This window comes from Paenibacillus sp. PvP094, assembly GCF_040546835.1.
Lineage (GTDB): Bacteria > Bacillota > Bacilli > Paenibacillales > Paenibacillaceae > Paenibacillus > Paenibacillus illinoisensis.
Window position 1 is genome coordinate 2265892 of record NZ_JBEPOM010000001.1, and the last position, 24029, is coordinate 2289920.

Annotated in this window: 21 protein-coding genes; 16 read left to right on the plus strand and 5 right to left on the minus strand. The window is 48.7% G+C overall.

Going from position 1 to position 24029, the window contains the following annotated elements; all coding sequences use genetic code 11:
* Positions 1-255 precede the first annotated feature (255 nt).
* Both ABIC22_RS10535 and rlmN read left to right on the plus strand, forming a co-directional pair.
* Positions 256-1611: a sodium-dependent transporter gene (locus ABIC22_RS10535; RefSeq protein WP_127537500.1), complete on the plus strand. Its 1356-nt coding sequence runs from the start codon at positions 256-258 to the stop codon at positions 1609-1611.
* A 177-nt stretch (positions 1612-1788) separates the two neighbouring features.
* The gene (rlmN, locus tag ABIC22_RS10540) at positions 1789-2883 is read left to right on the plus strand and encodes a dual-specificity RNA methyltransferase RlmN (RefSeq protein ID WP_127537499.1); all 1095 of its coding nucleotides are present in this window, start codon (positions 1789-1791) and stop codon (positions 2881-2883) included.
* 99 nt (positions 2884-2982) lie between these two features.
* On the opposite strand, the gene ABIC22_RS10545 is transcribed toward rlmN, so the two are convergent.
* Positions 2983-3423 (minus strand): GNAT family N-acetyltransferase, encoded by a 441-nt coding sequence (locus ABIC22_RS10545; RefSeq protein WP_127537498.1) that lies wholly within the window; start codon positions 3421-3423, stop codon positions 2983-2985.
* A gap of 176 nt (positions 3424-3599) precedes the next feature.
* Here ABIC22_RS10545 and ABIC22_RS10550 point away from each other — a divergent pair, with 176 nt between their 5' ends.
* From ABIC22_RS10550 to ABIC22_RS10575, 6 genes are all read left to right on the plus strand, one after another.
* Entirely contained in the window at positions 3600-4076 is a 477-nt protein-coding gene (locus ABIC22_RS10550) for a MarR family winged helix-turn-helix transcriptional regulator (protein WP_127537497.1), read from the plus strand.
* 101 nt (positions 4077-4177) lie between these two features.
* A complete protein-coding gene (locus ABIC22_RS10555) occupies positions 4178-5296 on the plus strand; it encodes a glycosyl hydrolase family 8 (RefSeq protein ID WP_354480669.1) in 1119 nt (372 codons plus the stop codon).
* A 113-nt stretch (positions 5297-5409) separates the two neighbouring features.
* Positions 5410-6285 carry a diguanylate cyclase domain-containing protein gene (locus ABIC22_RS10560; RefSeq protein ID WP_095290728.1) on the plus strand — a complete coding sequence of 292 codons (876 nt, stop codon included), beginning with the start codon at positions 5410-5412 and terminating at the stop codon, positions 6283-6285.
* Positions 6286-6307: 22 nt separating this feature from the next.
* Positions 6308-6451: a hypothetical protein gene (locus tag ABIC22_RS10565; RefSeq protein WP_167301716.1), complete on the plus strand. Its 144-nt coding sequence runs from the start codon at positions 6308-6310 to the stop codon at positions 6449-6451.
* Positions 6444-7739 (plus strand): glycosyltransferase family 2 protein, encoded by a 1296-nt coding sequence (locus ABIC22_RS10570; RefSeq protein ID WP_354480672.1) that lies wholly within the window; start codon positions 6444-6446, stop codon positions 7737-7739. Before ABIC22_RS10565 ends, ABIC22_RS10570 begins: the two co-directional genes overlap by 8 nt.
* Before the next feature lie 121 nt (positions 7740-7860).
* Complete coding sequence (locus ABIC22_RS10575; protein ID WP_354480674.1) at positions 7861-8589, plus strand: class I SAM-dependent DNA methyltransferase; 729 nt, start codon at positions 7861-7863, stop codon at positions 8587-8589.
* Positions 8590-8701: 112 nt separating this feature from the next.
* Here the strand turns inward: ABIC22_RS10575 and ABIC22_RS10580 are convergent, their stop codons facing one another.
* Complete coding sequence (locus tag ABIC22_RS10580; protein WP_127537493.1) at positions 8702-9481, minus strand: ABC transporter ATP-binding protein; 780 nt, start codon at positions 9479-9481, stop codon at positions 8702-8704.
* A 167-nt stretch (positions 9482-9648) separates the two neighbouring features.
* On the opposite strand from ABIC22_RS10580, the gene ABIC22_RS10585 reads away from it, so the two are divergent.
* The 3 genes from ABIC22_RS10585 to ABIC22_RS10595 all read left to right on the plus strand — a co-directional run bounded on the left by ABIC22_RS10585 (position 9649) and on the right by ABIC22_RS10595 (position 14755).
* On the plus strand, positions 9649-10683 hold the full coding sequence (locus tag ABIC22_RS10585; RefSeq protein WP_354480677.1) for a pectinesterase family protein: 1035 nt from the start codon (positions 9649-9651) through the stop codon (positions 10681-10683).
* A 392-nt stretch (positions 10684-11075) separates the two neighbouring features.
* Positions 11076-12653, plus strand: coding sequence for a chitinase (locus ABIC22_RS10590; RefSeq protein WP_354480679.1), 1578 nt, complete (start codon positions 11076-11078; stop codon positions 12651-12653).
* Positions 12653-14755 carry a glycosyl hydrolase family 18 protein gene (locus ABIC22_RS10595; protein ID WP_354480681.1) on the plus strand — a complete coding sequence of 701 codons (2103 nt, stop codon included), beginning with the start codon at positions 12653-12655 and terminating at the stop codon, positions 14753-14755. The genes ABIC22_RS10590 and ABIC22_RS10595 overlap by 1 nt, the downstream gene beginning before the upstream one ends.
* Before the next feature lie 152 nt (positions 14756-14907).
* Here ABIC22_RS10595 and ABIC22_RS10600 read toward each other — a convergent pair whose 3' ends face one another.
* Positions 14908-15753: an aldo/keto reductase gene (locus tag ABIC22_RS10600; protein WP_095290736.1), complete on the minus strand. Its 846-nt coding sequence runs from the start codon at positions 15751-15753 to the stop codon at positions 14908-14910.
* Positions 15754-15976: 223 nt separating this feature from the next.
* Complete coding sequence (locus ABIC22_RS10605) at positions 15977-17164, minus strand: MFS transporter (protein WP_354480683.1); 1188 nt, start codon at positions 17162-17164, stop codon at positions 15977-15979.
* Between the two features lie 167 nt (positions 17165-17331).
* Here ABIC22_RS10605 and ABIC22_RS10610 point away from each other — a divergent pair, with 167 nt between their 5' ends.
* The 3 genes from ABIC22_RS10610 to ABIC22_RS10620 all read left to right on the plus strand — a co-directional run bounded on the left by ABIC22_RS10610 (position 17332) and on the right by ABIC22_RS10620 (position 18942).
* Positions 17332-17730 (plus strand): winged helix-turn-helix transcriptional regulator, encoded by a 399-nt coding sequence (locus tag ABIC22_RS10610; protein WP_095290738.1) that lies wholly within the window; start codon positions 17332-17334, stop codon positions 17728-17730.
* Positions 17727-18404 (plus strand): TIGR00266 family protein, encoded by a 678-nt coding sequence (locus ABIC22_RS10615; RefSeq protein WP_153980388.1) that lies wholly within the window; start codon positions 17727-17729, stop codon positions 18402-18404. The genes ABIC22_RS10610 and ABIC22_RS10615 overlap by 4 nt, the downstream gene beginning before the upstream one ends.
* An 82-nt stretch (positions 18405-18486) precedes the next feature.
* The gene (locus ABIC22_RS10620) at positions 18487-18942 is read left to right on the plus strand and encodes a MarR family winged helix-turn-helix transcriptional regulator (protein ID WP_127537487.1); all 456 of its coding nucleotides are present in this window, start codon (positions 18487-18489) and stop codon (positions 18940-18942) included.
* A gap of 144 nt (positions 18943-19086) precedes the next feature.
* Here the strand turns inward: ABIC22_RS10620 and ABIC22_RS10625 are convergent, their stop codons facing one another.
* Positions 19087-20061 (minus strand): aldo/keto reductase, encoded by a 975-nt coding sequence (locus ABIC22_RS10625; protein ID WP_127537486.1) that lies wholly within the window; start codon positions 20059-20061, stop codon positions 19087-19089.
* A 112-nt stretch (positions 20062-20173) separates the two neighbouring features.
* Here ABIC22_RS10625 and ABIC22_RS10630 point away from each other — a divergent pair, with 112 nt between their 5' ends.
* Positions 20174-21220 (plus strand): LCP family protein, encoded by a 1047-nt coding sequence (locus ABIC22_RS10630; RefSeq protein ID WP_354480687.1) that lies wholly within the window; start codon positions 20174-20176, stop codon positions 21218-21220.
* Between the two features lie 173 nt (positions 21221-21393).
* A complete protein-coding gene (locus tag ABIC22_RS10635; RefSeq protein ID WP_354480689.1) occupies positions 21394-23970 on the plus strand; it encodes a DUF2339 domain-containing protein in 2577 nt (858 codons plus the stop codon).
* Positions 23971-24029 lie beyond the last annotated feature (59 nt).

Here is a 24029-nt window from a genome sequence, read left to right on the forward strand (position 1 = left end):
GGGCGCAATCCTTTTTTTGTGCCCAAAAACAGTCATTTAAAAGGTTATCGGAAGTCTTCAAGATGTGTAATATAATGCAAGGGGTTGGAGTGTCTGAATTTATCCCATACTGATATGTAGGGGAATATTTAATAAAAATAACCTTTCTCTCGAATGTAAATAAATAACATTTCGATAAATTTCGATTTTCGAATGACCTGACACGAGGAGTGTTATATAATTACGGGAAAACTTTAAAGTGATGGAGTAGATACGATGAATTTTAGTAAGTCAAACCTGGAGCAAGACAATACTGGCAAAGGTGAGCGCTTCTCACGCGCCGGGTTTATCCTAGCCGCCATCGGTAGTTCGGTTGGTCTGGGCAACATGTGGAAATTCCCTTATATTACGGGGGAAAATGGGGGAGCTGCGTTTTTCCTGCTCTTCATCGTCTGTCTATTGCTTATTGGTCTGCCCGTTCTGCTTGCAGAGCTTGCCATCGGACGCAGTGGCAGAGGCAGCGCCGCTACGGCATTTATCAAGGCTGGTGGACATAAGGGCTGGCTTGCGGCAGGATTACTGCAAGTACTGACACCGTTTATCATCCTGTCCTTCTACGTTATTATTGCAGGCTGGACGCTGCAGTACGCTGTGACCTCTTTTAGCGGTACATTGTTTGATAATCCGGATTATGCCGGGCAGTTTGGTTCCTTTGTAGGCGGATATCTGCCGATCATGTGGCAGCTGATTTCAGTCCTGATTACAGGCTGGATTGTAGCCAAAGGGGTATCCAACGGAATTGAGAAATTCAACAAGGTGCTGATTCCAGCCATGCTGGTTCTGCTCATTATCCTGATGATTCGGGCAGTGACTCTGCCTGGAGCGGGTGCGGGAGTTTCCTTTTTCCTGAATCCCGATTTCTCGCAGCTTACGACTGAGTCAGCGCTGGTTGCGCTTGGACATGCCTTTTTCTCCCTGTCGCTCGGAATGGGTATCCTGGTGACTTATGGTTCCTATGTTGATAAAAATCAATCGCTGGGTGCGGCAACTGTCGCTGTCGGCGCGGGTGACCTGATCTATGCATTTATTGCTGGTCTGATCATCTTCCCAACGACATTTTCGTTTGGTATTGCACCGGACCAAGGGCCTTCGCTTATTTTCGTAGCTCTTCCAGCTGCGTTCTCGGCTATGCCGCTCGGGTTCCTGTTTGGTGGACTATTCTTCATCCTGCTGGCAATCGCAGCACTGACATCGGCCGTATCCTTGCTTGAGGTTCCGGTGAAATACTTCATGGAACGGTTGTCCTGGAGCAGAAGCCGTGCCGTATGGGTGATCTCGCTGGCTGTTTTCATCGTCGGCTTGCCTTCTGTATTGTCACTGGGCTTGCTGCCTGAATGGACCATTGGTTCGAAGAGTGTGTTCGACTGGATGGACTTTGTAGCGTCCAACATTCTGCTGCCTATCGGCGGATTACTTGTGACGATCTTTGCGGGTTACTTCTGGAAAAAGGCTGCAGAGGCTTCAGGCCTGAATGCAGGCTGGTTCCGGATTTGGTTGTTCATGCTGCGTTATGTGGCACCCATTCTCGTCGTGCTCGTACTGCTGCACACATCAGGTATCATTCACTTCTAACCGTGAAGACCGGGTAAGGGGAAACGATGTGCATTGTGCAGATTTGCCATAGCTAAAACCTCTTGGAAGAAATGCAAAAGCCCTTGTGTTCCCTCGATAATTTTGGGACAATACAGAGTAGAGGTTTTTTGGTAGGACCGATAAGCCATATGCTTTTTGCGAAAAGAGGACTATACAATGAACAAATCATCCATTTATGGATTAACATTAGAGCAACTTCGTTCCTGGTTACCGGAGCATGGGCAGAAGAAATCCCGTGCTTCCCGGATCTGGGAATGGTTATATCAAGAGCGCGCACATGATTTTTCCGAGATGAACGATGTGCGTCAGGAATGTCTGGATGTTCTCTCTGAACACTTCACGATGAACTCGATGAGTGAACACGTGAAGCAGGAGTCGGCAGACGGTACGGTGAAATTTCTGCTGCGGATGCAGGACGGCAACCTGATTGAGACAGTATTGATGCGTCAAAAATACGGTCTTACCGTCTGTGTAACGACCCAAGTGGGCTGTAATATTGGCTGCAGCTTCTGCGCAAGCGGATTGATTAAGAAAAGCCGTGACCTGTCCGCAGGAGAGATTGTGGAGCAGATCATGCATGTACAGCGGCACCTGGATGTAGCGGGTCAAGGCGAGCGGGTAACCAACGTTGTCGTGATGGGGATTGGTGAACCGTTTGATAATTTCGAGAACATGAGTAATTTCATCGAAGTGATCAAGGATCGTAAGGGGCTGGCCCTTGCTGCCAAACGTATCACTGTATCCACAAGTGGTTTGCCTGACAAGATTAAGGAATTTGCAGACAGCAGTTTGCAGGTTAATCTGGCAATCTCCTTGCATGCGCCGAATAACGAACTGCGAACACACATCATGAAGATTAACCGGGCCTTCCCGATTGAACAGCTGATGGATGCAGTGGATTATTATTTGGCTACCACGAACAAACGCATCATGTTTGAATATATTTTGCTTCGGGATGTTAACGATCAACGGGAGCATGCAGCCGAGCTGGCTGAACTGTTGTCCAGCCGTAAGAGCATGGTTAGCGTCAATCTGATTCCATACAATCCGGTTGATGAGCATAGTCAGTATCAGCGGAGTACGGAAGAATCGATTCTGGGCTTCTATGACACACTTAAGAAAAATAACATCAACTCCACGGTACGTATGGAACACGGTACCGACATTGATGCTGCCTGCGGTCAACTGCGCAGTAAACAGATGAAAAACAATGCCGCTGAATCACAGCCAGATCGCCTGGCTATGGGGTAACTCCCCTTGAGATGATTGGTGCGGCATCGTTATAGTGCACGTAGGCAAAACGCCTCCGTATCTCACTGAAAAAGTGAGTACAGAGGCGTTTTTTAATATCTATTTGAGCTGTTTGGTCATTAACAGATGGGGAATGCCATCCTCCATAAACACATCGGAGGCTGCGGCATATCCAAGACGTTCATAGAACCCGGAAGCTTGAACCTGGGCATGCAGCTTGGCCTTCTTCAGCCCTTGATCCAGAGCCATTTGCTCGAGTTTATCGATCAGCACACGGCCGAGGCCATGTTTGCGATAATCCATCATCACACAGATCCGTTCCAGCTTGGCGACATTCTCCACAATGCGCAATCTGGAGGAAGCGGCGGGTACGCCGTCCACGTAGAGGAGAATATGACGGGCTTCAGTGCCGAGCGCATCATAGGCGTCGAATTCATCTTCGGCAGGAACCCCTTGCTCTTCCACAAAGATAGCGGTACGAATGCCGAAGCAGGCATCGAGCAGTTCCTGATTATCAACTTCTACAATAGTGGTATTCATGAATGTTTCTCCTTTGGCCGATAGTAATGTCATTCTGGCATGGTAAACTGGTACAAAAGCAAATAAGATCCTCAAAAGAAGCAAAATTTCATCGTTCACTTTTAAGATGAGTTAATTTTAGTTATATCACTAATTATGTTGCGAATGCAACAAAATGATAAGAGGGTGTGCGTACAATGATTGAGAAAAAAGAAGTGCTGCGCGAGATCGGCATGATCGCACGTTGTTTGGATTCCATCAGCAATGTTGAATTTCAACATTTGAACCTCTCTCGTGGACAGTATTTGTATCTGTATCGCATATGCGAGAACCCTGGCATCATTCCTAACCAGCTGGCTGAGATGATCAAGGTGGACCGAACCACGGCAGCCAGAGCGATCAGCAAGTTGGAGGCGGACGGGTTTATCGTCAAGAAGTCGGCATTGGGTAATAAAAAGAACAAGCAGTTATATCCAACAGAGGCCGGACTGGATGCCTGGGCTTTTATTCAAAAAGAGGGAGTGCATTCTGACCAGGTTACGCTGGAGGGACTGACAGAGGAAGAGATTGAGCTGGCGGTCAACCTTCTGCGGCGGATGCGTCATAATATCGAAGTCGATTGGAAGTTTGTCAAAAAGGGCGGCCGCCGGGCCTACATGAACGAGTCCGAATGAGCAGAGCCCCTATCCTTGATTCCTGCATCCCAGACCATAGCCGAGCTTATTTCAAGGAAAAGAATCAACATTCCACAGGATTAATCGCACAGGAGGCAATCATGAAGAGCATCAAGCGTAGAAGACTGACGTGGCTGGTGGCCCTATCCGTTATTGCAGTCAGTATTATTGCCTTGTCATTTCTGTACATGAAGGAGAGGTTTGTGATGAACGAGGTGTCCCCGACGGTGGCATTTGTCCAGAACCATATGACCAATCCGAATGGCACGCTGGCTTCCTATTTGCAGGATGCTGCTTCAGAGCAGGCAGACATTGTTGCCGGCAGGGAGGCATTGTCGGAATCACTGGGTTTGTGGATGCAATATGCGGTGGCCAAGAACGATCAGTCATTGTTTGAACAGAGCTACGAACTGCTGACGACTTATTTTCTGATGCCTCAGAAGTATGTTGCCTGGAAGCTCGACAAGGAAGGCAAATCGCACGTGACGACGAATGCACTTGGTGATGATTTTCGAATTATAGACGCCTTATTGAAGGCTGCGGATCAATGGCAACAGGGCAGAGATGCGAAGTTGACCACGGCAGCCGAGATCTCCCGTACCTTGAGCCAATCCGTACAGAATGAAGGATACTTTGTCGATTTTCATGACTTTGCAGGAGGGTATTCCCCGGATACGTTGAGCTTGGTATATGTGGACTTGCCGGCACTCGAGCAAATGGAAAAGCACGAGATGCTGCAGCCTGGGACATACGCCAAGTATGAGCATTTGCTTCAAAACATGCCGGGTGACGGAGTGTTTTATCCCAAAACATTCAACGTTGTAACCAAGGAGTATACATATGATGACAAAGTAAACCTGATCGATCAGCTCATCGTAGCGAATCACCTTGCCCAGACCAGTCGGAAACCGGACAAACTGATTTCTTTTTTGAAAAAGGAATTCAAAGACCGTCATCAGCTGCCCGGACAGTATGTTCGTAACAATCGTACACCTGCGGTAAACTATGAATCGCCTTCCGTATATGGACTCGCCATCTTGCTTGCCGTGCGCACCGGTGATCCAAAATGGGCCAAACAGCTGTATAACCATATGATCACGATGCGTGGTCAGGATGGGGCTTATCCGGGAGGATATGTGTTTGATGGAAACACCCATATGTTTGATAATCTGTTCCCTTTGCTTGGAGAGACTGAATTACAGAAGTTCCTTAAAAAGTAATAGATTTGTATTCTTATTTGGGTATAGATATGGTAGGATACCATTGTCTAATGATGTCATAAATTGGCGGATTACTAGAAGACATAACTTAAACCATCGGAGAGAAGGAAACTATGAGAAACAAAGCACCTATCCAACGTATCGCATGGGGATATGCCAGTCTGATTGGATTAGCTGTTATTCAGCAGCTCGTCATTTATCTCAAAATCTACATGAATCAGAGTTTTACCACGCTTGATGTCATTTTCAGCATTGTGTCGCTTGGCGCGCTGGTCCTTGGTTTTGTGATACCTGTCGGAGTGTCTGTTGTTGCCGGGTTTGTATACCTGGTTTCTTATTTTGTATGGCTGGTGACCTACGCGAACGTGGATGTACTGACGTTCTCATGGTGGCTGCTGATTCCGGCCAATGTGGCAGTTGCTGCCTTTATTAAAGCCAGTCTGGTTCGAAGCGCACGTGTGATGGAGCGGCTGCAGGAACTGCAGGATCGCAATCCGGAGCTGGATCTGGATACCACCCTCGGCAATAAGGAAGCCCTCGCAGATACGGTTATTAAGCAGAGTAACCTGGCAAGAAGATACTCGGAGCAATATGGGTTCAGCATGGCTATGTTCAAGATTGAATTTCTGCCGCTGGTCCTTGAATCACTCGGATCCGTCCGGTATGCACAGTTCCTGCTTGAACTGTCGAACACCATTCAGAAGCAAATTCGGTTCGAAGATTATAAATTTTTTGTAGACCGGGGAAGGTTCGTCATTATCTGTCCGATGACCAATGTGGAATATTTGCCTGTGCTCACAGCACGGATCAAAAAGGCCATGATGGATCTGCCATTTATCGATAAAAAGGGAAACGAGCTGCAGACGGTTATTCGCTCCGGGGCACTTGTTTTTCAGAAGGAACAGTTCAGTAAGTACGAGGATATCGATGCTGTAATTGCTGCGCTAGAACGGAATACAGAGACAGATCTCATTGGAGAATACATCTAGATGCAGGAGGAGGCATAGTCCGGTGAATTATTTAACATGGTTTGTTCCGCTCTGCATTATCGTCAGCAGCTTCTTCACGATCACCATACTTATTTTAACCGTTGCGACACTGCGTTTTCGAGGGAAAATCAACAGGAAATATGATCGGAGGAAGTTGAATGGCTGATTTCCTGCTGCTGATGTCCATTCTTAGTATCTGGATATCGGTCACTGAATCTATTGTCATTATGGCCGGGGCTATTCGATTCATCAATAAACAAGAGAAAAAGGGAATCCAAATCCCGGAGAACATGGACAACTATCCAACGGTAACGGTTATGGTGCCTGCACATAATGAAGGTGTAGTTATCGTTTCCACGGTTGAGCATATTCTGCGTCTGAACTATCCCGAACATAAAGTTCAGGTCATCGTCATCGCAGATAATTGCACGGATGATACAGCTGAACGGCTTAAGACGCTCAAGGCAAAGAGCAGCTATATAGACCGGGATTTCACGATTCTGGAGCGGAAAGGCACAGGAGGGAAATCCGGGGCACTGAATGATGGTCTCGAACTTGCCTGGGGCGAATGGATTTGCATTTATGATGCAGATGCGGCACCTGAACGAAATGCATTAATGTTTCTGACACAGAAAGCGCTGGAGAACCCAGAGAAGCATGGTGCTGTATTTGGACGTAATAAGGCTCGTAACCGGGGGCAGAATTTTCTCTCCCGCTGTATCAATCTGGAGCTTGTAACCGTTCAGCGCGTTCACCACACCGGGCTATGGGAGTTATTCAAGCTCGGGACGATTCCAGGCACCAACTATATCATTAAGGCCAATCTGATTCGTGAAATTGGCGGATGGGATCCTGACGCCATTACAGAAGATACGGCTGTGTCATTTGATATCCTTACCCGTGGTCAGCTTATTGCATTGGCGCCGCAAGCGGAAGCCTATCAACAGGAGCCGGAGCAGCTGAAAGTATATATGAAACAACGCCAGCGCTGGTCGAAGGGGAATTATCAGGTTGTTATTGATAATATTAAGCATCTGTTCGACCGTACAAGCTGGAGAATTAAACTCCATGTCCTGTACTATGCTGCGAGTTATTTCTGGTTTATGATCGCCATTATTGTTTCGGATATTATCTTTGTCTCTAACCTTGTATACCAAGTTATCGCACTGTTTAATCCCAACGTTATTTCTCCATTCCAGTTCTCTGGGGACGTATACGTGTACCTGGTTATCGCTTGGGCACTTATGTATTACATTTATGTACTGCAAATTAATCTGGCACTCTCCGCGGATATTGGACAGAGCAATACCCAAAACTTCATTGTGGCTTGCCTTTCCTACTTCACATATGCCCAGTTGTTTCTGGTTATCTCCGTTAAGGCATTTGTCTCTCTCATTGGGGACAAGCTGTTCCGCAGAGAAACCAAATGGTATAAAACGCAGCGATTCGGCTGAGTCCATTCATACTATGATAAGGACTGTTTCTGACCTGTTCAGAGGCAGTCCTTTTTTGTTATGGAAGAACACGTGCACAATAGGTATAATCTTTCGGAGAATGGAAACGGAGGGCTGGGCAGTGAGCGAACATGGATCCGATTTTTATGACAATAACGCCAACTTTGAAAAGTATATGGAACGACGCCAGTGGCAGGAGAATGCCAATGATACACTGGAGAAACCCGTCATGCTGGAGCTGATCGGAGACGTTGAAGGCAAAAGCGTTCTGGATTTGGGCTGTGGCGATGCGAGATTCGGGGCAGAATTACTCAGTTCTGAGCATCTCGCTTCGGATTACACGGGGATTGAGGGATCGGACAATATGTTCCGTACAGCCGTAGAGACGGTTAAGGGCCCAAATGCACAGATTGAACAGGCATTTATGGAAGACTGGACGTACCCGCCAAATCAGTATGATGTGGTTATATCCAGACTGGCTATTCATTATGTAGAGGATGCGGACCTATTATTTCACAACGTACATAACACGTTGAAGGAGAACGGGAGATTCATATTTTCGGTGGAACACCCGGTGATTACATCCACACTGCAGCTATCCGGGATGCGAACCAACTGGATTGTCGATCAGTATTTTGTGGAGGGATATCGCGAGCAGCAATGGCTGGGAGGTTCAGTGAAAAAGATGCATCGCTCTATTGAATCGTACTATATGGCCTTGCAGAAGGCGGGCTTTCAGGTAGAGCATCTGCGAGAGTCCAACCCGCAGCGCCAATATTTCGTGAATGAGGAAACCTATCTGCGCAGACAGCGGATTCCGCTGTTTTTGTTCCTCTCTGCAAGCAAATAACACACAGCATGCTGTGGATAGATGGAATAACCTGAAGCAGCCAAGAAACCTATCCACATGTGGATAAGTTTTTTGGCTTTTTAAGTACTCAGGCTGTGTGCAGAGGAGCTGTTTATTTATCGGCAGCCCTCACATAGACACGATCCCCATGTTGTTCCACATCTACAGGCGCTTCAAAAAAGTTACTCAACACTTCGGTGTTCATCACCTCAGAGGTTAACCCGCTGCTCACAACCTCGCCTCGCCGAAGCAGGAGACTATGACTGAACACGGGCAGAATCTCTTCGGTATGGTGAGTCACGTAGATCAGGGAAGGAGAGTCTGGTCTCTGCGATAATTCGCTGATACTCTCCAGCAGCCGCTCACGGGAGAACAGATCAAGCCCATTGCAGGGCTCGTCCAAAATAAGAATGCGCGGATTCGCCATCAGGGCTCTGGCAATAAGAAGCTTCTGCTTCTCGCCCTGGGAACAGGTTCGATATTCGCGATCCCACAAGTGCTGACAGCCAAGAGTGGTCATCAGTTCCCGGGCCTGATCCAGATCCTCATCGGATAACTTATCATATAAACCGATCGTGGCATGCTTGCCGCTAATGACGACATACTGAGTACGATCCGTCCCATGTAATTTCTCCTGGAGGGACGAACTGACCCAACCGATGGTTTTACGCAGTTCACGCAGGTCGACCTCTCCATACGGATGTCCAAGCACCGAAATCGAGCCTTCGGTAGGCCAGAGGTAACCGGTGATCATGTTAAGCAGCGTGGTCTTGCCGGAGCCATTCAGGCCGAGCAGTGCCCAGTGTTCTCCATCATTAACCCGCCAGCTGACATCATTCAGCAGGGTGATCGGTCCCCTTTTCCAAGTCACGTGTTGTACATCAATAATCATGTCGTATTCCTTCCTTCTGTTTTCCGCTTGTATATCCTATTAGTATTGTAGTCACAGATATTTTGATATTGTCAAGCCACGTGGACTCTGCTAAGATGGGACAAATTTGTTGTAAACGCATTCAATGTGAAGTGTACGGACCTTGAAAAATAAGGAGGCCGATGGTCATGAAAGTGCCGATATCCAAGGATAAGAACAATCGCTTATATACGGTTTCACTCGATGGGAGCGGTGATTTCCCCACTATCCAGGCTGCAATCGACGCCATACCGGAACCTTGTACCGAGACATTCATTATTCGTATTAGACAAGGTGTCTATGTTGAGAAGCTGCACATCGAGAAACCAGGGGTTCATCTGATCGGTGAGGGAGCAGACCAGACCCTTATTACTTATGATGATTATGCCCTCAAGACGTTCCCTAACGGGGAGCCCTATCATACATTTCATTCGTATTCAGCCTTCGTTGGCGCGGATGATTTCACTGCAGAGGGGCTTTCCTTTGTAAATTCGGCCGGTCCCGGCAAGGATGTTGGGCAGGCTCTTGCTGTGTACGTGGATGGGGACCGGGCCGTTTTTCGCAAATGTCGTTTCATCGGACATCAGGATACGATCTTCACCGGGCCGCTTCCGGACCAGCCGATCGACAGAAGTTCTTTCGGTGGTCCGCGTGACGGGGCAGAGAGGCGGAAGCTCCGGCAGTACTATGAGGATTGTTATATCGAGGGCGATATCGATTTTATTTTCGGCTCGGCTACAGCCGTATTCAAGGGTTGTGAGATTTTTGCGAAGAAACGCTCGTTTGATGACACTACTGCCTCTGCAGAGGAAGTTCATGGCTGGATCACTGCGGCTTCTACACCGGAAGATGTCCGGTACGGCTATGTGTTCATCGACTGTTCCCTGACCAGCGATGCACCTCCGCAATCGGTATACCTCGGCAGGCCGTGGAGAAATCACGCCAAAGTATGTTTCCTGCATTGCTGGATGGGTGCTCATGTGAAGCAGGAGGGCTGGCATAACTGGAACAAACCTGATGCAGAGGCCAGCGTGGTGTTCGCCGAATATAACAGTAAGGGTCCGGGAGCAGGGAGCGGGGCGGGGCGAGTGCCGTGGGCAACCATTCTGAATGAGCAGCAGGCAGAGGAATATTCATTATCTCGGGTGCTATTCGGAGAGGATGAATGGCAACCTTTTGGCTGAAGCTTAACAATCCCTAGTGCCTCAGGGGGCAACGTTTTACTGCCTGTTTGCAGGAGCTTATGCAAGGCTGTCTTTCAAGTCCGTTAGGGGCTTGGCAGACAGTCTTTTTTTTGCAGCATATTCAATTTTCGCCCTCCAAAAGAATAATTTATCCCTTATCTCATTTGCAGTTTACTGATTAAATACAGATGAGGATCTGTAAATTCCCTGTAAAATCTGGATGTCATAAATCTTAAACGTAAATGGAGGGCAGATCCGATGTCGAAGAGAGAGGGGGAAGCTGCAAACGTAAATATGGATCACGATTAAATTCCTACAGTCGCAGATCACATGCCAGTGCACGGAGAAGCTTTTGCAAGGTGAAAACAAGCTGAGTACAGGAGGGATTTTGCTTGAATCAAGCTGTTCGAGTCCGCCCGGTTATCATAGTCGCTTTGGCATTTCTTCTGATCATTTCGTGGTTTGCACCAAGAGCAGACGCCGCTGCCCAGTGGCAGGCCGGCACCGCATACAAGAAAGGAGACCTCGTAACATATCAAAACAAGAATTATGAATGCATTCAGTCCCATACGGCTTTGAACGGCTGGGAGCCTCCTCTAGTTCCTGCACTGTGGACTTATGTTGGGGATGGTCCCGGGGAGGGAGGAGAGACACCTGTTCCGGATACAATCCCACCCTCCATTCCTGCAGGCTTAGCCTCATCCTCGATCACGGGGACCTCAGTCCAGCTTACCTGGAACGCATCCACGGATAATGTGGGGGTGACCGGATACGACGTGTACCAAAATGGGGCTCTTGTGACGAGTACCTCAGCTGTAACAACGACAATAAGTGGGCTAACCAGCGGCACGTCTTATGTTTTTACAGTAAAAGCAAAAGATGCTGCAGGCAATGTGTCTGCTGCAAGCAATCCCCTGAGTGTAACAACTTCCACTGGAACTCCGAATCCGGGGCCAATCGGTAACAAATGGCTGATCGGCTACTGGCACAACTTCGACAATGGCTCTACCAATATCAGACTCCGCAACGTGTCCACAGCCTACGACATCATTAATGTCTCCTTTGCCGAACCGGTTTCGCACGGCAGCGGCACGCTCGCTTTTACTCCATATAACGCAACGACAGCCGAATTCAAATCGGATATTGCCTATCTTCAGAGTCAGGGAAAAAAAGTACTGCTGTCCATGGGAGGAGCCAATGGAACGATTGAGCTTACCGATGCAGGCAAGAGGCAGCAGTTCGAGGAGTCACTGAAATCCATTATTTCAACTTACGGTTTCAATGGTCTTGATATCGACCTAGAAGGAAGCTCCCTCTCCCTGAATGCAGGGGATACCGATTTCCGTAATCCGACGACACCCAAGATCGTTAATCTCATCCAGGGTGTAAAGGCGGTCAAGTCACACTTTGGCAGTGAGTTCATACTTACAGCAGCACCGGAGACGGCCTATGTCCAAGGTGGTTATCTGTCCTATGGCGGTCCCTGGGGGGCATATCTGCCGGTAATTCATGCCTTGCGTAACGACCTGACGCTGCTCCACGTGCAGCACTACAATAGTGGCTCCATGGTCGGGCTGGACGGACGCTCCTACGCTCAAGGGACAGCAGATTTCCACGTAGCCATGGCCGAGATGCTGCTTCAGGGCTTTCAAGTAGGTGGAAGCTCGGGTTCATTCTTCAGTCCATTGCGTCCGGATCAGATTGCGATCGGTGTACCGGCATCCCAGCAGGCAGCCGGTGGGGGCTATACAACACCTGCCGAGCTGCAGAAGGCATTGAATTACTTGATCAAGGGTGTATCATACGGCGGTTCTTATACCTTGCGCCAACCCGCGGGATATCCGGGCCTTAAGGGCATTATGACCTGGTCCATTAACTGGGATGCATATACGAACCATCAATTTTCAAACGCACATCGTTCGTATTTGAACGGGCTCAGCATGCAAACGACGAAGGAGGTTGTGTACTAATGTCATATAAAGCCAAACACCTGGATTTCAAAAAAGTCGGTAAGGTTCTTCTCGGTCTGGTCCTGCTCTTATCTGTCATCATCCCTTCCTTCACACTTCAATCTCGAACGGCCGAAGCAGCAGATGCCTATAAAATTGTTGGTTACTATCCTGCCTGGGCGGCATACGGACGAAACTACAATGTAACGGATATTGATCCCACCAAGGTGACGCATATCAACTATGCCTTTGCCGATATTTGCTGGAACGGCATTCATGGAAATCCAGATCCTTCTGGTCCCAATCCGGTGACTTGGAGCTGCCAGAATGAGAAGAGCCAGACAATCAACGTACCGAATGGAACGATTGTTCTTGGAGACCCCTGGATCGACACAGGCAAACAATTTGCAGGGGACACCTGGGATCAGCCCTATGCAGGGAATATCAATCAGCTTAGCAAGCTGAAGCAGATCAATCCGAATCTGAAAACGATCATCTCCGTTGGAGGATGGACGTGGTCCAACCGTTTCTCTGATGTAGCCGCAACATCAGCTACCCGTGAGGTCTTTGCAAACTCTGCCGTCGATTTCCTGCGGAAATACAACTTTGACGGGGTGGATCTCGACTGGGAATACCCGGTATCAGGCGGGCTGGACGGTAACAGCAAACGTCCTGAAGATAAGCAAAATTATACCCTGCTCCTGAGCAAAATCCGCGAGAAGCTGGATGCTGCGGAAGCCGTTGACGGCAAAGAGTACCTGCTTACGATTGCAAGCGGAGCATCTCCAACCTATGCTGCCAATACGGAGCTTGCGAACATCGCTTCCATTGTTGACTGGATTAACATCATGACCTACGATTTTAACGGAGCCTGGCAGAAAATCAGTGCACACAATGCACCGCTGAATGCGGATCCTGCCGCTGCAAGTGCAGGAGTACCGGATAGCAATACATTTAATGTGGCTGCCGGAGCACAAGGGCATCTGAATGCAGGAGTACCGGCTGCCAAGCTGGTGCTGGGTGTTCCATTTTACGGTCGAGGCTGGGATGGATGCGCACAGGCGAGTAACGGCCAGTATCAAACATGTTCGGGTGGTTCTTCTATTGGAACTTGGGAGGCAGGTTCCTTTGACTTTTATGATCTGGAAGCGAACTACATTAATAAAAATGGATACACACGCTATTGGAACGATACAGCCAAAGTACCGTTTCTGTATAACGCCTCCAACAAGCGCTTCATCAGCTATGACGATGCAGAGTCCATCGGACACAAAACCGCATATATCAAGAGCAAAGGGCTTGGCGGAGCGATGTTCTGGGAGCTCAGTGGGGACCGCAACAAGACACTCCAAAACAAGTTGAAATCGGATCTGTCGACCGGGGGCACAACGCCTCCTGCGGATACGACGTCACCGAGTGTGCCGGGCAATGCCCGTTCGACAGGAGTAACGGCAAGCTCGGTAACCTTGGCCTGGAATGCTTCGACGGATAACGTTGGCGTTACCGGTTATAACGTCTACAATGGCACTAGCCTTGTGACTTCCGTTACCGGAACAACCGCAACAATTAGCGGGCTTGCACCAGGTACTTCCTATACCTTCACGGTAAAAGCAAAGGATGCCGCAGGCAATCTATCCGCAGCTAGTAATAGCGTTACAGTAAGCACTACTGTTCAGCCGGGGGGAGATACCCAAGCGCCAACCGTGCCGACGAACTTCACATCAACTGCAAAAACCTCATCCACGATCACCCTTAGCTGGGCAGCCTCCACGGACAACGTTGGTGTATCCGGATATGAGGTATACAACGGAACCGCTTTGGTGACAACCGTTAGTGGAACATCGGCGACTGTTACAGGCCTGGCGGCAGACACCTCTTATACGTTCACAGTAAAAGCGAAGGATGCGGCAGGCAACCTGTCTGCTGCGAGCAGTGCCTTGACTGTGAAAACCGATGTGGGTACGACGAATCCCGGCGTTTCCGCTTGGCAGGCTAACACCGCTTATGTCGTAGGGCAACTGGTTACGTATAATGGCAAAACGTATAAATGTCTGCAATCCCATACCTCCTTAACGGGGTGGGAACCTTCCAATGTGGCTGCACTGTGGCAGCTTCAATCGTAACAACCTGTAAAAGAGGACACTCCTGATAAACTCGGGAGCGTCTTCTATGTAATAAGCCTTCCATCATACCCGAAGGATTCCATACCGCAACACACAAAAGCCCCCATACCCCGCATATAGCGAGGGAATGGAGGCTTTTTGCTTCATTTAAATTAGAAATCAAAGTTGTCCGGGTCTGGTCCCACACGAACATCTTCGTTGAGGGCGCTGATCCGATCCATCTCATCGTTGGACAATTCAAAGTCGAAGATGGAAGAGTTCTCAATGATCCGATTTTCCTTAGTGGACTTCGGAATGGTGATAACACCGTTCTGCAGATCCCAGCGCAGGATGACTTGTGCAACGGATTTGCCTTTGGCAGAAGCAATCTCGGTAAGCACCGGGTTGTCCAGCAGCTGACCTTGCATCAGAGGGGACCAGGCTTCAAGCTGAATACCATGTTTCTCGCAGAAGGCTTTCAGTTCAACCTGAGTAAGGCGAGGATGATACTCGACTTGGTTAACCATCGGTTTCACTTTGGCATCCTGCATCAGGTCTTCGAGGTGATGGATCTGGAAGTTGCTTACACCAATCGCTTTGATTCGGCCTGCAGCATAGAGCTCTTCCATCGCTTTCCATGCACCTTTGTATTTGCCTGCTTTTGGCCAGTGAATCAGGTACAGATCCAGATATTCCAGACCGAGCTTGTTCAAAGTTGTATCGAAGGCTGCAAGAGTCTCTTCATATCCAAGGTCTGCAGTCCAGGCTTTGGATGTAACAAACAGTTCTTCGCGCTTCAGGTTGTTTTCTTTCAACGCTTCGGCAATCGCCTGTCCAACACCGGATTCGTTACCATATATAGCGGCAGTATCAATGCTGCGGTAGCCATGCTGGATTGCTTTTTTGACCGCTTCGATCAATTCTGCGCCTTCTTCTACCTTGAATACTCCTAGTCCGAACCAAGGCATTTGAACGCCGTTATGCAAAGCTACTGTAGATTGTAAGTGTTGTGCTGTCATGTGATGTCCTCCTAAGTGTGTTCGTAATTCACAGAAAGTAACTCTCGAATCGTTCAATCCGATCCCCCAAAATTAAATGAGGGTAGATTAAATAGGGTCCAACGTACTATAATACTATACCATGCGAAACCGGTTCCTTTAAATAAGGGCTTCATGAGTCACTGAATGTGATCAGTCTAGAAATTCAATTTTTTCAGGTGCAGCCTGTTCTTATATCGAATGCTTATGCGGCTGATGATCTGCGTTCAAGTACTCTGGCCCATCCTGTAAGAAGAACGGCGGCAAGAACCATAATTGCACCAACCCAAGTCGTATGCACGAGCCCAATGGAGTCGGTAATGACCCCACCCAGGTAGGCGCCTATGGCAATACCCGCGTTAAAGGCAGCGATGTTGAAGGCAGAAGCCACATCCTTAGCCTGTGGCGCATAGCGTTCTGCAAGTGTGACGACATACATCTGAAGTCCGGGTACATTCATGAAGGCAAGCAGACCCATGCCGAGAATGGTAAGCAGTGCTGCCAGCTTGAATGGTAAGGTAAAGTACAGTATGCCCAGAATGATGGTCTGAACGATAAACATATAAAATAATGCCTTCAACGGATTACGGTTGGCGGCTTTGCCCCCAATGATATTGCCGATCGCGATGGCGATTCCGTATAACAACAGAATGGCTGCCACGGTTTTCTCGGAATATCCGCTGATATCATGCAGAAGCGGAGACAGGTACGTGAAGACGACGAATGTACCTCCATACCCGACCGCTGTAATCGCAAACGCCAGCAGCAGCCTTCCTCCTGTTACAAGCTTCAATTGGTCACGGAATGCTGTGCGTGTTCCGCGCTGCAGGGTGGAAGGAACAAGTACCATATTACCAATAAAGGCAACGATGCCGACAATAACAATGAGAATAAAGGCAGCACGCCAGCCTAAGTGTTGCCCGATCAGCGTACCCAGAGGCACCCCGGTCACAGTAGCGATGGTCAGGCCCGAGAACATAATGGCAATGGCACTGGCCCGGCGGTTTGCTGGCACGAGGTCAGCTGCAATGGTGGAACCAATGGACATAAACACCCCATGTGACAGGGCTGAAATAATCCGGGCTATAAGCAGCATGGTGATGCCACTTGATAGCGCGGCCATCGTATTGCCTGCAATGAAAACAACCATGATGGCCATCAACAGCGTCTTGCGTGACACGGTTGAGGTTAATGAGGTCAGGATGGGCGCCCCGAAGGTTACACCGAGCGCATATAAAGTAACGGTCAGTCCCGCTGTAGTTACGGAAATGCCCAGGTCACCCGCAATGAGTGGCAGCAGTCCAACACTGATAAACTCAGTGGTGCCGATGGCAAACGCACTAATGGCCAGTGCGAGCAGGGCCCAGGTGCTGCGTTTTGAATCTTGTACCATGTTTCTAGTTCAACTCCCCGAATGTAGATTTACGTACCGGCAAATGCTATTATGAATTATTCGATATAAAATGAATAGTACGTACTTTTTAGTACCATACGTACTTTTTGGTGCCTATATAAATAAGCTCGGCAAGTTCATCAGATGATTAGGGGAGGAAGCATATAATGAACAGAAAAAAATACAATATCTCGGTCGAGGCTACGCTTGAGGTGATCGGCGGCAAGTGGAAGTGCGTCATTCTCTGTCATCTCACACATGGCAAAAAACGTACCAGTGATCTTAAGCGTATTATGCCCGCCATTACCCAAAAGATGTTAACCCAGCAGCTTCGGGAGCTGGAGGACGACGGAATCGTGAACCGGATCGTCTATAATCAGGTCCCGCCCAAGGTAGAGTATGAGCTCAGTGAATATGGCTGGAGTCTGGAGCCGATTCTGAATGCACTATGCAATTGGGGAGAGCAGCACATTGTGAAGGAGTACGGAGACAAATCAGCAATGCTCGAGGATAATGGACTGAACCATTTTGATTCGGATGAGAACAAGGAGCTGATCAAACAATGAATTACGAGATTTTGCATGAAGGTGCTTTTGCCATGCTCAAGGTTCGTTTGCAGCGCGGAGAGCGATTCAAGGCTGAGAGCGGCGCCATGGTATCCATGACACCGACAGTTCAGCTGAAAGGATCAGCGGAGGGTGGCATGTTTGCCGGAATTGGAAGAATGATCAGCGGGGAGAAGTTCTTCTTTCAAGAGTTAACCGCTGCAGGAGGACCTGCAGAAATCTTGCTGTCACCTTCCACCATGGGCGGTGTGGAGGCTGTTGAACTGGATGGCTCCTATTCGCTGTATGTGCAGAAGGATGGCTTTTTGGCGGGGACGGAAGGCATCCAGGTAAATAGTAAAATGCAAAACCTGAAGAAGGGCCTCTTCTCGGGGGAGGGTTTCTTCATTATTGAGATCAGCGGAAGAGGCACGGTATTCCTGTCTTCTTATGGTGCAATTCACGCCATTCATCTGGCAGCTGGAGAAGAAGTCATTGTGGATAACGCGCACCTGGTTGCCTGGCCTCAATATATGGAGTATCATATCGAAAAAGCATCGCAGGGCTGGTTATCCAGTGTGACCAGTGGTGAAGGACTGGTATGCCGATTCAGGGGTGAGGGCACGGTCCTGATCCAGAGCCGCAATCCGCAGGGATTCGGACAATGGGTGAAGCAGTTCATCCCTTCCCGCTGACGATCAGTCAGTCATCCGATTATCTCTACAATGCACGGCATACAACCAGTCCCAAGGCATCAGTGATGGAGGAATAAATGAGATGAGTTCACAGTATAAAAACGCACATGAAAGTCCAGGACACCTGCTGTGGCAGGTTACAACGATGTGGCAGAAGGAAGTGCGCAGGGTGCTTGATCCATTGGGATTAACCCTGCCGCAATTTGTACTTCTGCATGGCTGCTTATGGCTGAATGAGAGAGATACGGAAGGGAAGGGCGTAACGCAGGTTCAGCTTGCGCATTTTGCCAACGTGGATGTGAATGTGACCTCTCAGGTTCTTCGAGCGCTTGAAAAGCGGGGATTGATCCATCGCAGTCGCCATCAGACCGATACCCGTGCGAACATTATTACTACAACGCCCGAAGGCACGGAACTGGCCAATCGGGGAATCCAGCTAGTTGAAGAGGCTGACAGACAATTCTTTGACCTGGTAAGCGATCATAAGGAAGAGTATATGGAGATTATGCGGGAGCTTATCAAACATAAATCGGAATAGTCGCTCTATGGCATCCCACAATTTATTGAACTCATAGATGATATACCCATCGAAGCAAGGTAAGATGAGTTGGCACCTGGCCTTCTACATACAGACAATGAAAACCTCCCCGAGCGTGAGCCGGGGAGGTTTTTTTGTAAACTTCTATTCCAGTCGATATGCCGCGAACGGCTCGCCATGACGGAACGAGTCACTAAGTTGATCCAGCTCCGTGATCATGTCTGGCGTAAGCTCCAGGCTTAAACTAGCCAGGTTATGCTCCAGCTGCTCGGTACGCGTGGCCCCAACGATAACCGTTGAAACGGCTGGCCGAGCCAGCAACCAGGCAAGTGACAGAACACTTGGAGAGCAGCCGTATTCTAATGCTTTCTCACTTATCTGCTCTCCTAATCTGACATTGTGCTCGAGCAGGAACCGGTTGAAGGATGGATCCGTATCCGCTCGGGAGCCCGAAGGAATACCTGCTTGTCCATTATATTTGCCAGTCAGAATGCCACCCGCAAGTGGGAAATAGGGAATGATTCCGACGCCTTGATCAAGACACATTGGGACAAGTTCCAGCTCTGGGGTGCGGTCTGCCAGGGAGTAGCTGGTTTGAGTGGAAATATAGCGCACATGACCTTTCAGTTCGCTGATGCCGAGAGCTTTCATGAGTTCCCAGGCTGCATAGTTGGAGGCCCCGATATAGCGAACTTTACCGGAGGACACCATATCGTCCAGCGTTCGCAAGGTTTCCTCCAGCGGAGTGTGCGGATCAAACGTGTGGATCTGATACAGATCCACGTAGTCCGTCTGCAGACGCCGGAGGCTCTGTTCCAGTTCTTGCTGCAAATGATAGCGGGAGGAACCCCGCCCATGCGGACCATCATGCCGGGGAAGTCCGGCCTTGGTTGCAAGCACAGCGTTTTCCCTCCGCCCCTGCAGGGCCTGTCCAATAATCCGTTCCGATTCGGTTCCGGCGTAGATGTTGGCGGTATCGATAAAGTTGATTCCCTGATCGAGTGCTGCATGAATAATACGGGTCGAAGCCGCGTCATCTGCACGTTTACCAAAAGCATTTGTCCCGAGCCCAAGTGCAGATACACGCAAGCCGCTGTTGCCCAAACGTCGATATTCCATTCATCATCGCTCCTTCTGTGTCAGTTCTTGTATAGCAGATTATAACGCAATCTATTGAAAACGTGTTATTAATATAGTTAAATGATTCTAAGAACCCGTTATTAAAGGAGATATGATGGAAAACAGTGCTGCACATTTAACCCGCCGGAAGCCGAAGAAACCGAAGAAGAGATGGAAGAAACCTCTAATCATTACCCTAAGCGTGCTGATCGTGCTGGGAGGACTCGGATATGTCTACCAAAAACAACTTGTACTGCTGGCATTTAACCTATTTGCCTCCGGTACGGTGAAGGAAGCGCTTGATGATTCCTTCAAGCCGGTTGGAGATCAGAACGCAGAAGTCCCTGTGGTACAACACACTGACCCTTTCTCGCTACTGCTGCTGGGGATTGATCAACGGGATAATGAACCAAGCCGTTCGGATACAATCATCTATTCCGTCGTGCGTCCGGAAGACAATAAAGTGCTGCTGCTGTCCATTCCGCGAGACTCCTATACCGAGATTGTCGGTCGGGATGTGAAATCGAAGATTAATTCAGCCTATGCCCATGGCGAAGCCAAGATGGCTATGGATACGGTGGAGAATCTGCTGGGGAACAAGGTGGACTTCTATGCCGCGATTAATTTTAACGGACTCAAGGATATTGTCGATGCGGTTGGCGGCGTTGAGCTGCCGATCAAGAAAAATATCGAGAACAAACTCAAGAGTCATGAGAAACTGTTTGTGGAAGCAAATAAACCCATCTATAGCGGCGAAGAAGCGCTTGGCTATGTTAGATACCGGGAAGACTCCGATTTTAACCGGACGATGCGTCACCGGATTTTCCTGAGCGCGTTCATGAATCGTGCATTGGAGGTCAAAAATCTGACCAAGATCCCGGACGTCATCAAGATTGCCGGATCGAACTTTACAACCAACATGAGCTCGGATTTCATCGTGAACTTTGCCGAGTCCTTATATATGAAAGACAGCGCGCCAACAATCAGCAACTATATGCTGAAAGGTGAAGGCGCAACCCGCAGTGGAACTTGGTATTATGATCTATCGGAGGATGATCTGCAGCATGTACGGACCATGCTCAGCAATTGGCTGGACCCGGATGCCACCGAAATAATCGAACCCGAATCCGCAGATGGGGAAGAGAAAGATGCCGCATAAAGCGTTTATCAGGTAGAATTATTTTAAATGGTGTAACCCCGAGAAGCGAGCTTGCTTCCCGGGGTTTTTGCTGTGCATTTATTGCAGCCAATCTCAATCTATAGGATCATTTCATGGCATATGTATAGTAAAATATAGGTAAACAAATCAACATCAACCAATGGAGGAGCCTTATGAAGGACTTCAAGGACCGACTTCGCCAGGTTCAGCAACAGCAAAGGCAGCTGGTGAAGGAATACAACATGCTGCTTCAGGACTATGAGTCGGATGACCTGATTGTGCAGAATGAACAGCTTCGTGAGCAGGTGGATGCACACGAGCTGAAGCTGCGTCAGATCGAGGCACGTGCACGCAAGATGGAGGAAGAGAATGCCCGGCTTCGGATGGCGTTGTCCGAACAGATGCTGGATGAGAAGCTGAATCTTATTCGCGTATCACAGGAGAAAATGGAGACATACTTCCGCGGGAAAACAGGTGTACATAATGACCGGTTGGAAGCTCACGAACATCGTACCCAAATAAACATGAACGCTCTATTCAATAAGGCTTCGGAGGAGCTTCAGGAAGATGCGATGGAGTTCAAGGAGAGGATTGCTTATCTTGCCGCAGAGGTGAAGGAACGCATCGAACGGCATAGACAAACGCTGCAGGAACGGGAAGAAGCGGTTCGGCAGCAGATGCAGCTTGGCTATGAGCATATGGCGGAAGAAGGTTTGAGTGAAGAAACCATTCAGCGCCGGATTCGTCAGAACCGGATGGAGATGAAGATCGGGCTAAGCTGGATCAACAAGGTCGCCATCCTGCTTATTATTCTTGGCGTTGGTGCAGCGTTCCAGTATTCGTATTCCACGTGGTTCAATGATGAAATGAAGGGCGGTGCGTTCTTCCTGCTCGGCATGCTGATGCTCGCCGGGGGAGAGTGGCTGTTTCGGCGGAAAAGTCAGACGTTTGCGATGGGCTTGCTTGGAGGCGGAATTTCGGTACTCTTCGGCTCTATTTTTTACAGTTATTTTCTGCTCCATATTATCGGTCTATATACGGGTCTTGGACTTTCTGTCCTTGTATCGGCGGTGTCCGTCCTGTTATCGCTAAGATATAAGTCGAGGACGATCTGTTCACTTGGTCTGGTAGGCGGTTATCTACCTTTGTTCTCGTATATGGCCTATTTCGGTCTCAGCGGGAACTCCGTATATGTTGCCATGGTCTATTTGCTGCTTCTTAACGGCATTATTGTACTTATTTCCTTCGGCAAACGTTGGCCGATCGTGCATTATATCAGTTTTCTGTTTAATACACCGTCCATGTTAATCCTCTTGTGGCTATCGCCGAACAACATTGTGGGCATGGTGTATTCGATTGCTACGTTTGCATTATATCTGGGAATTACACTCGCGTATCCATTCAAACATCGGGTTAAGCTGACCTGGTGGGACTTCGCCCTGCTGGCCATGAATACGAGCATCAGCTGTCTGATGCTGTATGTACTCTTTGACGCAGAAGGCTGGGAGGATGCGCAGGGATTGCTGGCGCTTATATTCTCCCTGGTGTATCTTGGACTCGCCGGGTGGGTACAGCGCAACATGGTTCAGGAGAAACAAACCATGCTATTGTTCTATATCACATCTTTGACCTTTGCCATCCTCATGATTCCGTTCCAGTTTGGGGCAAAGTGGCTGTCCATGGGATGGTTAATTGAGGGGATTTTGCTTGTTATCCTAGGTCATCTGAAACAGTTCAGGTCGGTAGAACGTGCAGGATGGGGCGTTGTGCTCCTGTGCGTGTTCACTTTCGTATATTATGATGTGCTGGTGCTGTACATGGTGGGAGAGCAATCCTATTTTATGCTGAAATACTCCTGCATTACACTGGGTGCGCTTTTGATTACATCGTATTATGCCATGGTTGGCAGCGGGAAAGGGATATTGTCCAAAACCAATATTCATCACAGTGTGTTGGAGCTTGGCGCGCTGAATATATTCAAGTACGTTACCCTCGGCAACCTGTGGATATATGTTCTATACGAGTCAAATGAACTCTATACCCGAGCGGTGGATGGGACCTTCCTGCTCTACTTGTTCTACAAATGGCTGATGTTTGCTGCATTAACCATCGCATTGGCGTATGGCTTAAGCCAAGCTAAGTTATTTCATGACCAGATGGTGAAGTACTACACAACCTTTCTGCATGCAGCAGGCTGCTGTATTGCACTTGCAGTGACGTTGTCCATGCCTGCACTCGATCCGGGAACCCAGCAGCATACGGCTGCGGAGATTGTGGGACTGCTGGTTTTGATTATTTTCAATATTGGCGTGTTTTTCGCTGGAAGAGACTTGCTGATTGCGGGCATACGCGGGCAGTTCAAGAGCGTGGAGTGGTACCCGGTCATTGCGGGAATCTACCTGCTGGGTGTCATCACGGTCTTCCTGACGGTGCAGTTCCAATGGGGAGACATCGGTCTGATGTTCAGCTTGATGTATCTGCTGCTTGCGATTCTCTATATTGCGTACGGATTCCGTAGAAGGTACGTCATGATTCGTCGTCTCGGACTCGGTCTGACCTTGTTCTCCACGGGGAAAATGGTGTTCTACGATGTTGGTTTGCTGACAACGGGCAGCAAAATCATCGCCTACTTTAGCTTCGGTGTGTTATTGCTGGGCATTTCGTATCTGTATCAGAAGGTATCCAGTCGGATGGAGGAAGCTCAGGCCAAAAAGACCCCACAGGTGGAAGAATCCGATCGGGCTGAGTAATTACTTTTTTTAAATGTGAACAATCTTCAGAACGCATTTTCAATTGTACAATTCTAAGC

Excerpts from the sequence above, each read along its gene's own strand:
- ABIC22_RS10535 (WP_127537500.1), top strand. The coding sequence starts at position 256 with ATGAATTTTAGTAAGTCAAACCTGGAGCAAGACAATACTGGCAAAGGT.
- rlmN (WP_127537499.1), top strand. The coding sequence starts at position 1,789 with ATGAACAAATCATCCATTTATGGATTAACATTAGAGCAACTTCGTTCC.
- ABIC22_RS10545 (WP_127537498.1), bottom strand. The coding sequence starts at position 3,423 with ATGAATACCACTATTGTAGAAGTTGATAATCAGGAACTGCTCGATGCC.
- ABIC22_RS10550 (WP_127537497.1), top strand. The coding sequence starts at position 3,600 with ATGATTGAGAAAAAAGAAGTGCTGCGCGAGATCGGCATGATCGCACGT.
- ABIC22_RS10555 (WP_354480669.1), top strand. The coding sequence starts at position 4,178 with ATGAAGAGCATCAAGCGTAGAAGACTGACGTGGCTGGTGGCCCTATCC.
- ABIC22_RS10560 (WP_095290728.1), top strand. The coding sequence starts at position 5,410 with ATGAGAAACAAAGCACCTATCCAACGTATCGCATGGGGATATGCCAGT.
- ABIC22_RS10570 (WP_354480672.1), top strand. The coding sequence starts at position 6,444 with ATGGCTGATTTCCTGCTGCTGATGTCCATTCTTAGTATCTGGATATCG.
- ABIC22_RS10580 (WP_127537493.1), bottom strand. The coding sequence starts at position 9,481 with ATGATTATTGATGTACAACACGTGACTTGGAAAAGGGGACCGATCACC.
- ABIC22_RS10585 (WP_354480677.1), top strand. The coding sequence starts at position 9,649 with ATGAAAGTGCCGATATCCAAGGATAAGAACAATCGCTTATATACGGTT.
- ABIC22_RS10595 (WP_354480681.1), top strand. The coding sequence starts at position 12,653 with ATGTCATATAAAGCCAAACACCTGGATTTCAAAAAAGTCGGTAAGGTT.
- ABIC22_RS10600 (WP_095290736.1), bottom strand. The coding sequence starts at position 15,753 with ATGACAGCACAACACTTACAATCTACAGTAGCTTTGCATAACGGCGTT.
- ABIC22_RS10605 (WP_354480683.1), bottom strand. The coding sequence starts at position 17,164 with ATGGTACAAGATTCAAAACGCAGCACCTGGGCCCTGCTCGCACTGGCC.
- ABIC22_RS10610 (WP_095290738.1), top strand. The coding sequence starts at position 17,332 with ATGAACAGAAAAAAATACAATATCTCGGTCGAGGCTACGCTTGAGGTG.
- ABIC22_RS10615 (WP_153980388.1), top strand. The coding sequence starts at position 17,727 with ATGAATTACGAGATTTTGCATGAAGGTGCTTTTGCCATGCTCAAGGTT.
- ABIC22_RS10620 (WP_127537487.1), top strand. The coding sequence starts at position 18,487 with ATGAGTTCACAGTATAAAAACGCACATGAAAGTCCAGGACACCTGCTG.
- ABIC22_RS10625 (WP_127537486.1), bottom strand. The coding sequence starts at position 20,061 with ATGGAATATCGACGTTTGGGCAACAGCGGCTTGCGTGTATCTGCACTT.
- ABIC22_RS10630 (WP_354480687.1), top strand. The coding sequence starts at position 20,174 with ATGATGGAAAACAGTGCTGCACATTTAACCCGCCGGAAGCCGAAGAAA.
- ABIC22_RS10635 (WP_354480689.1), top strand. The coding sequence starts at position 21,394 with ATGAAGGACTTCAAGGACCGACTTCGCCAGGTTCAGCAACAGCAAAGG.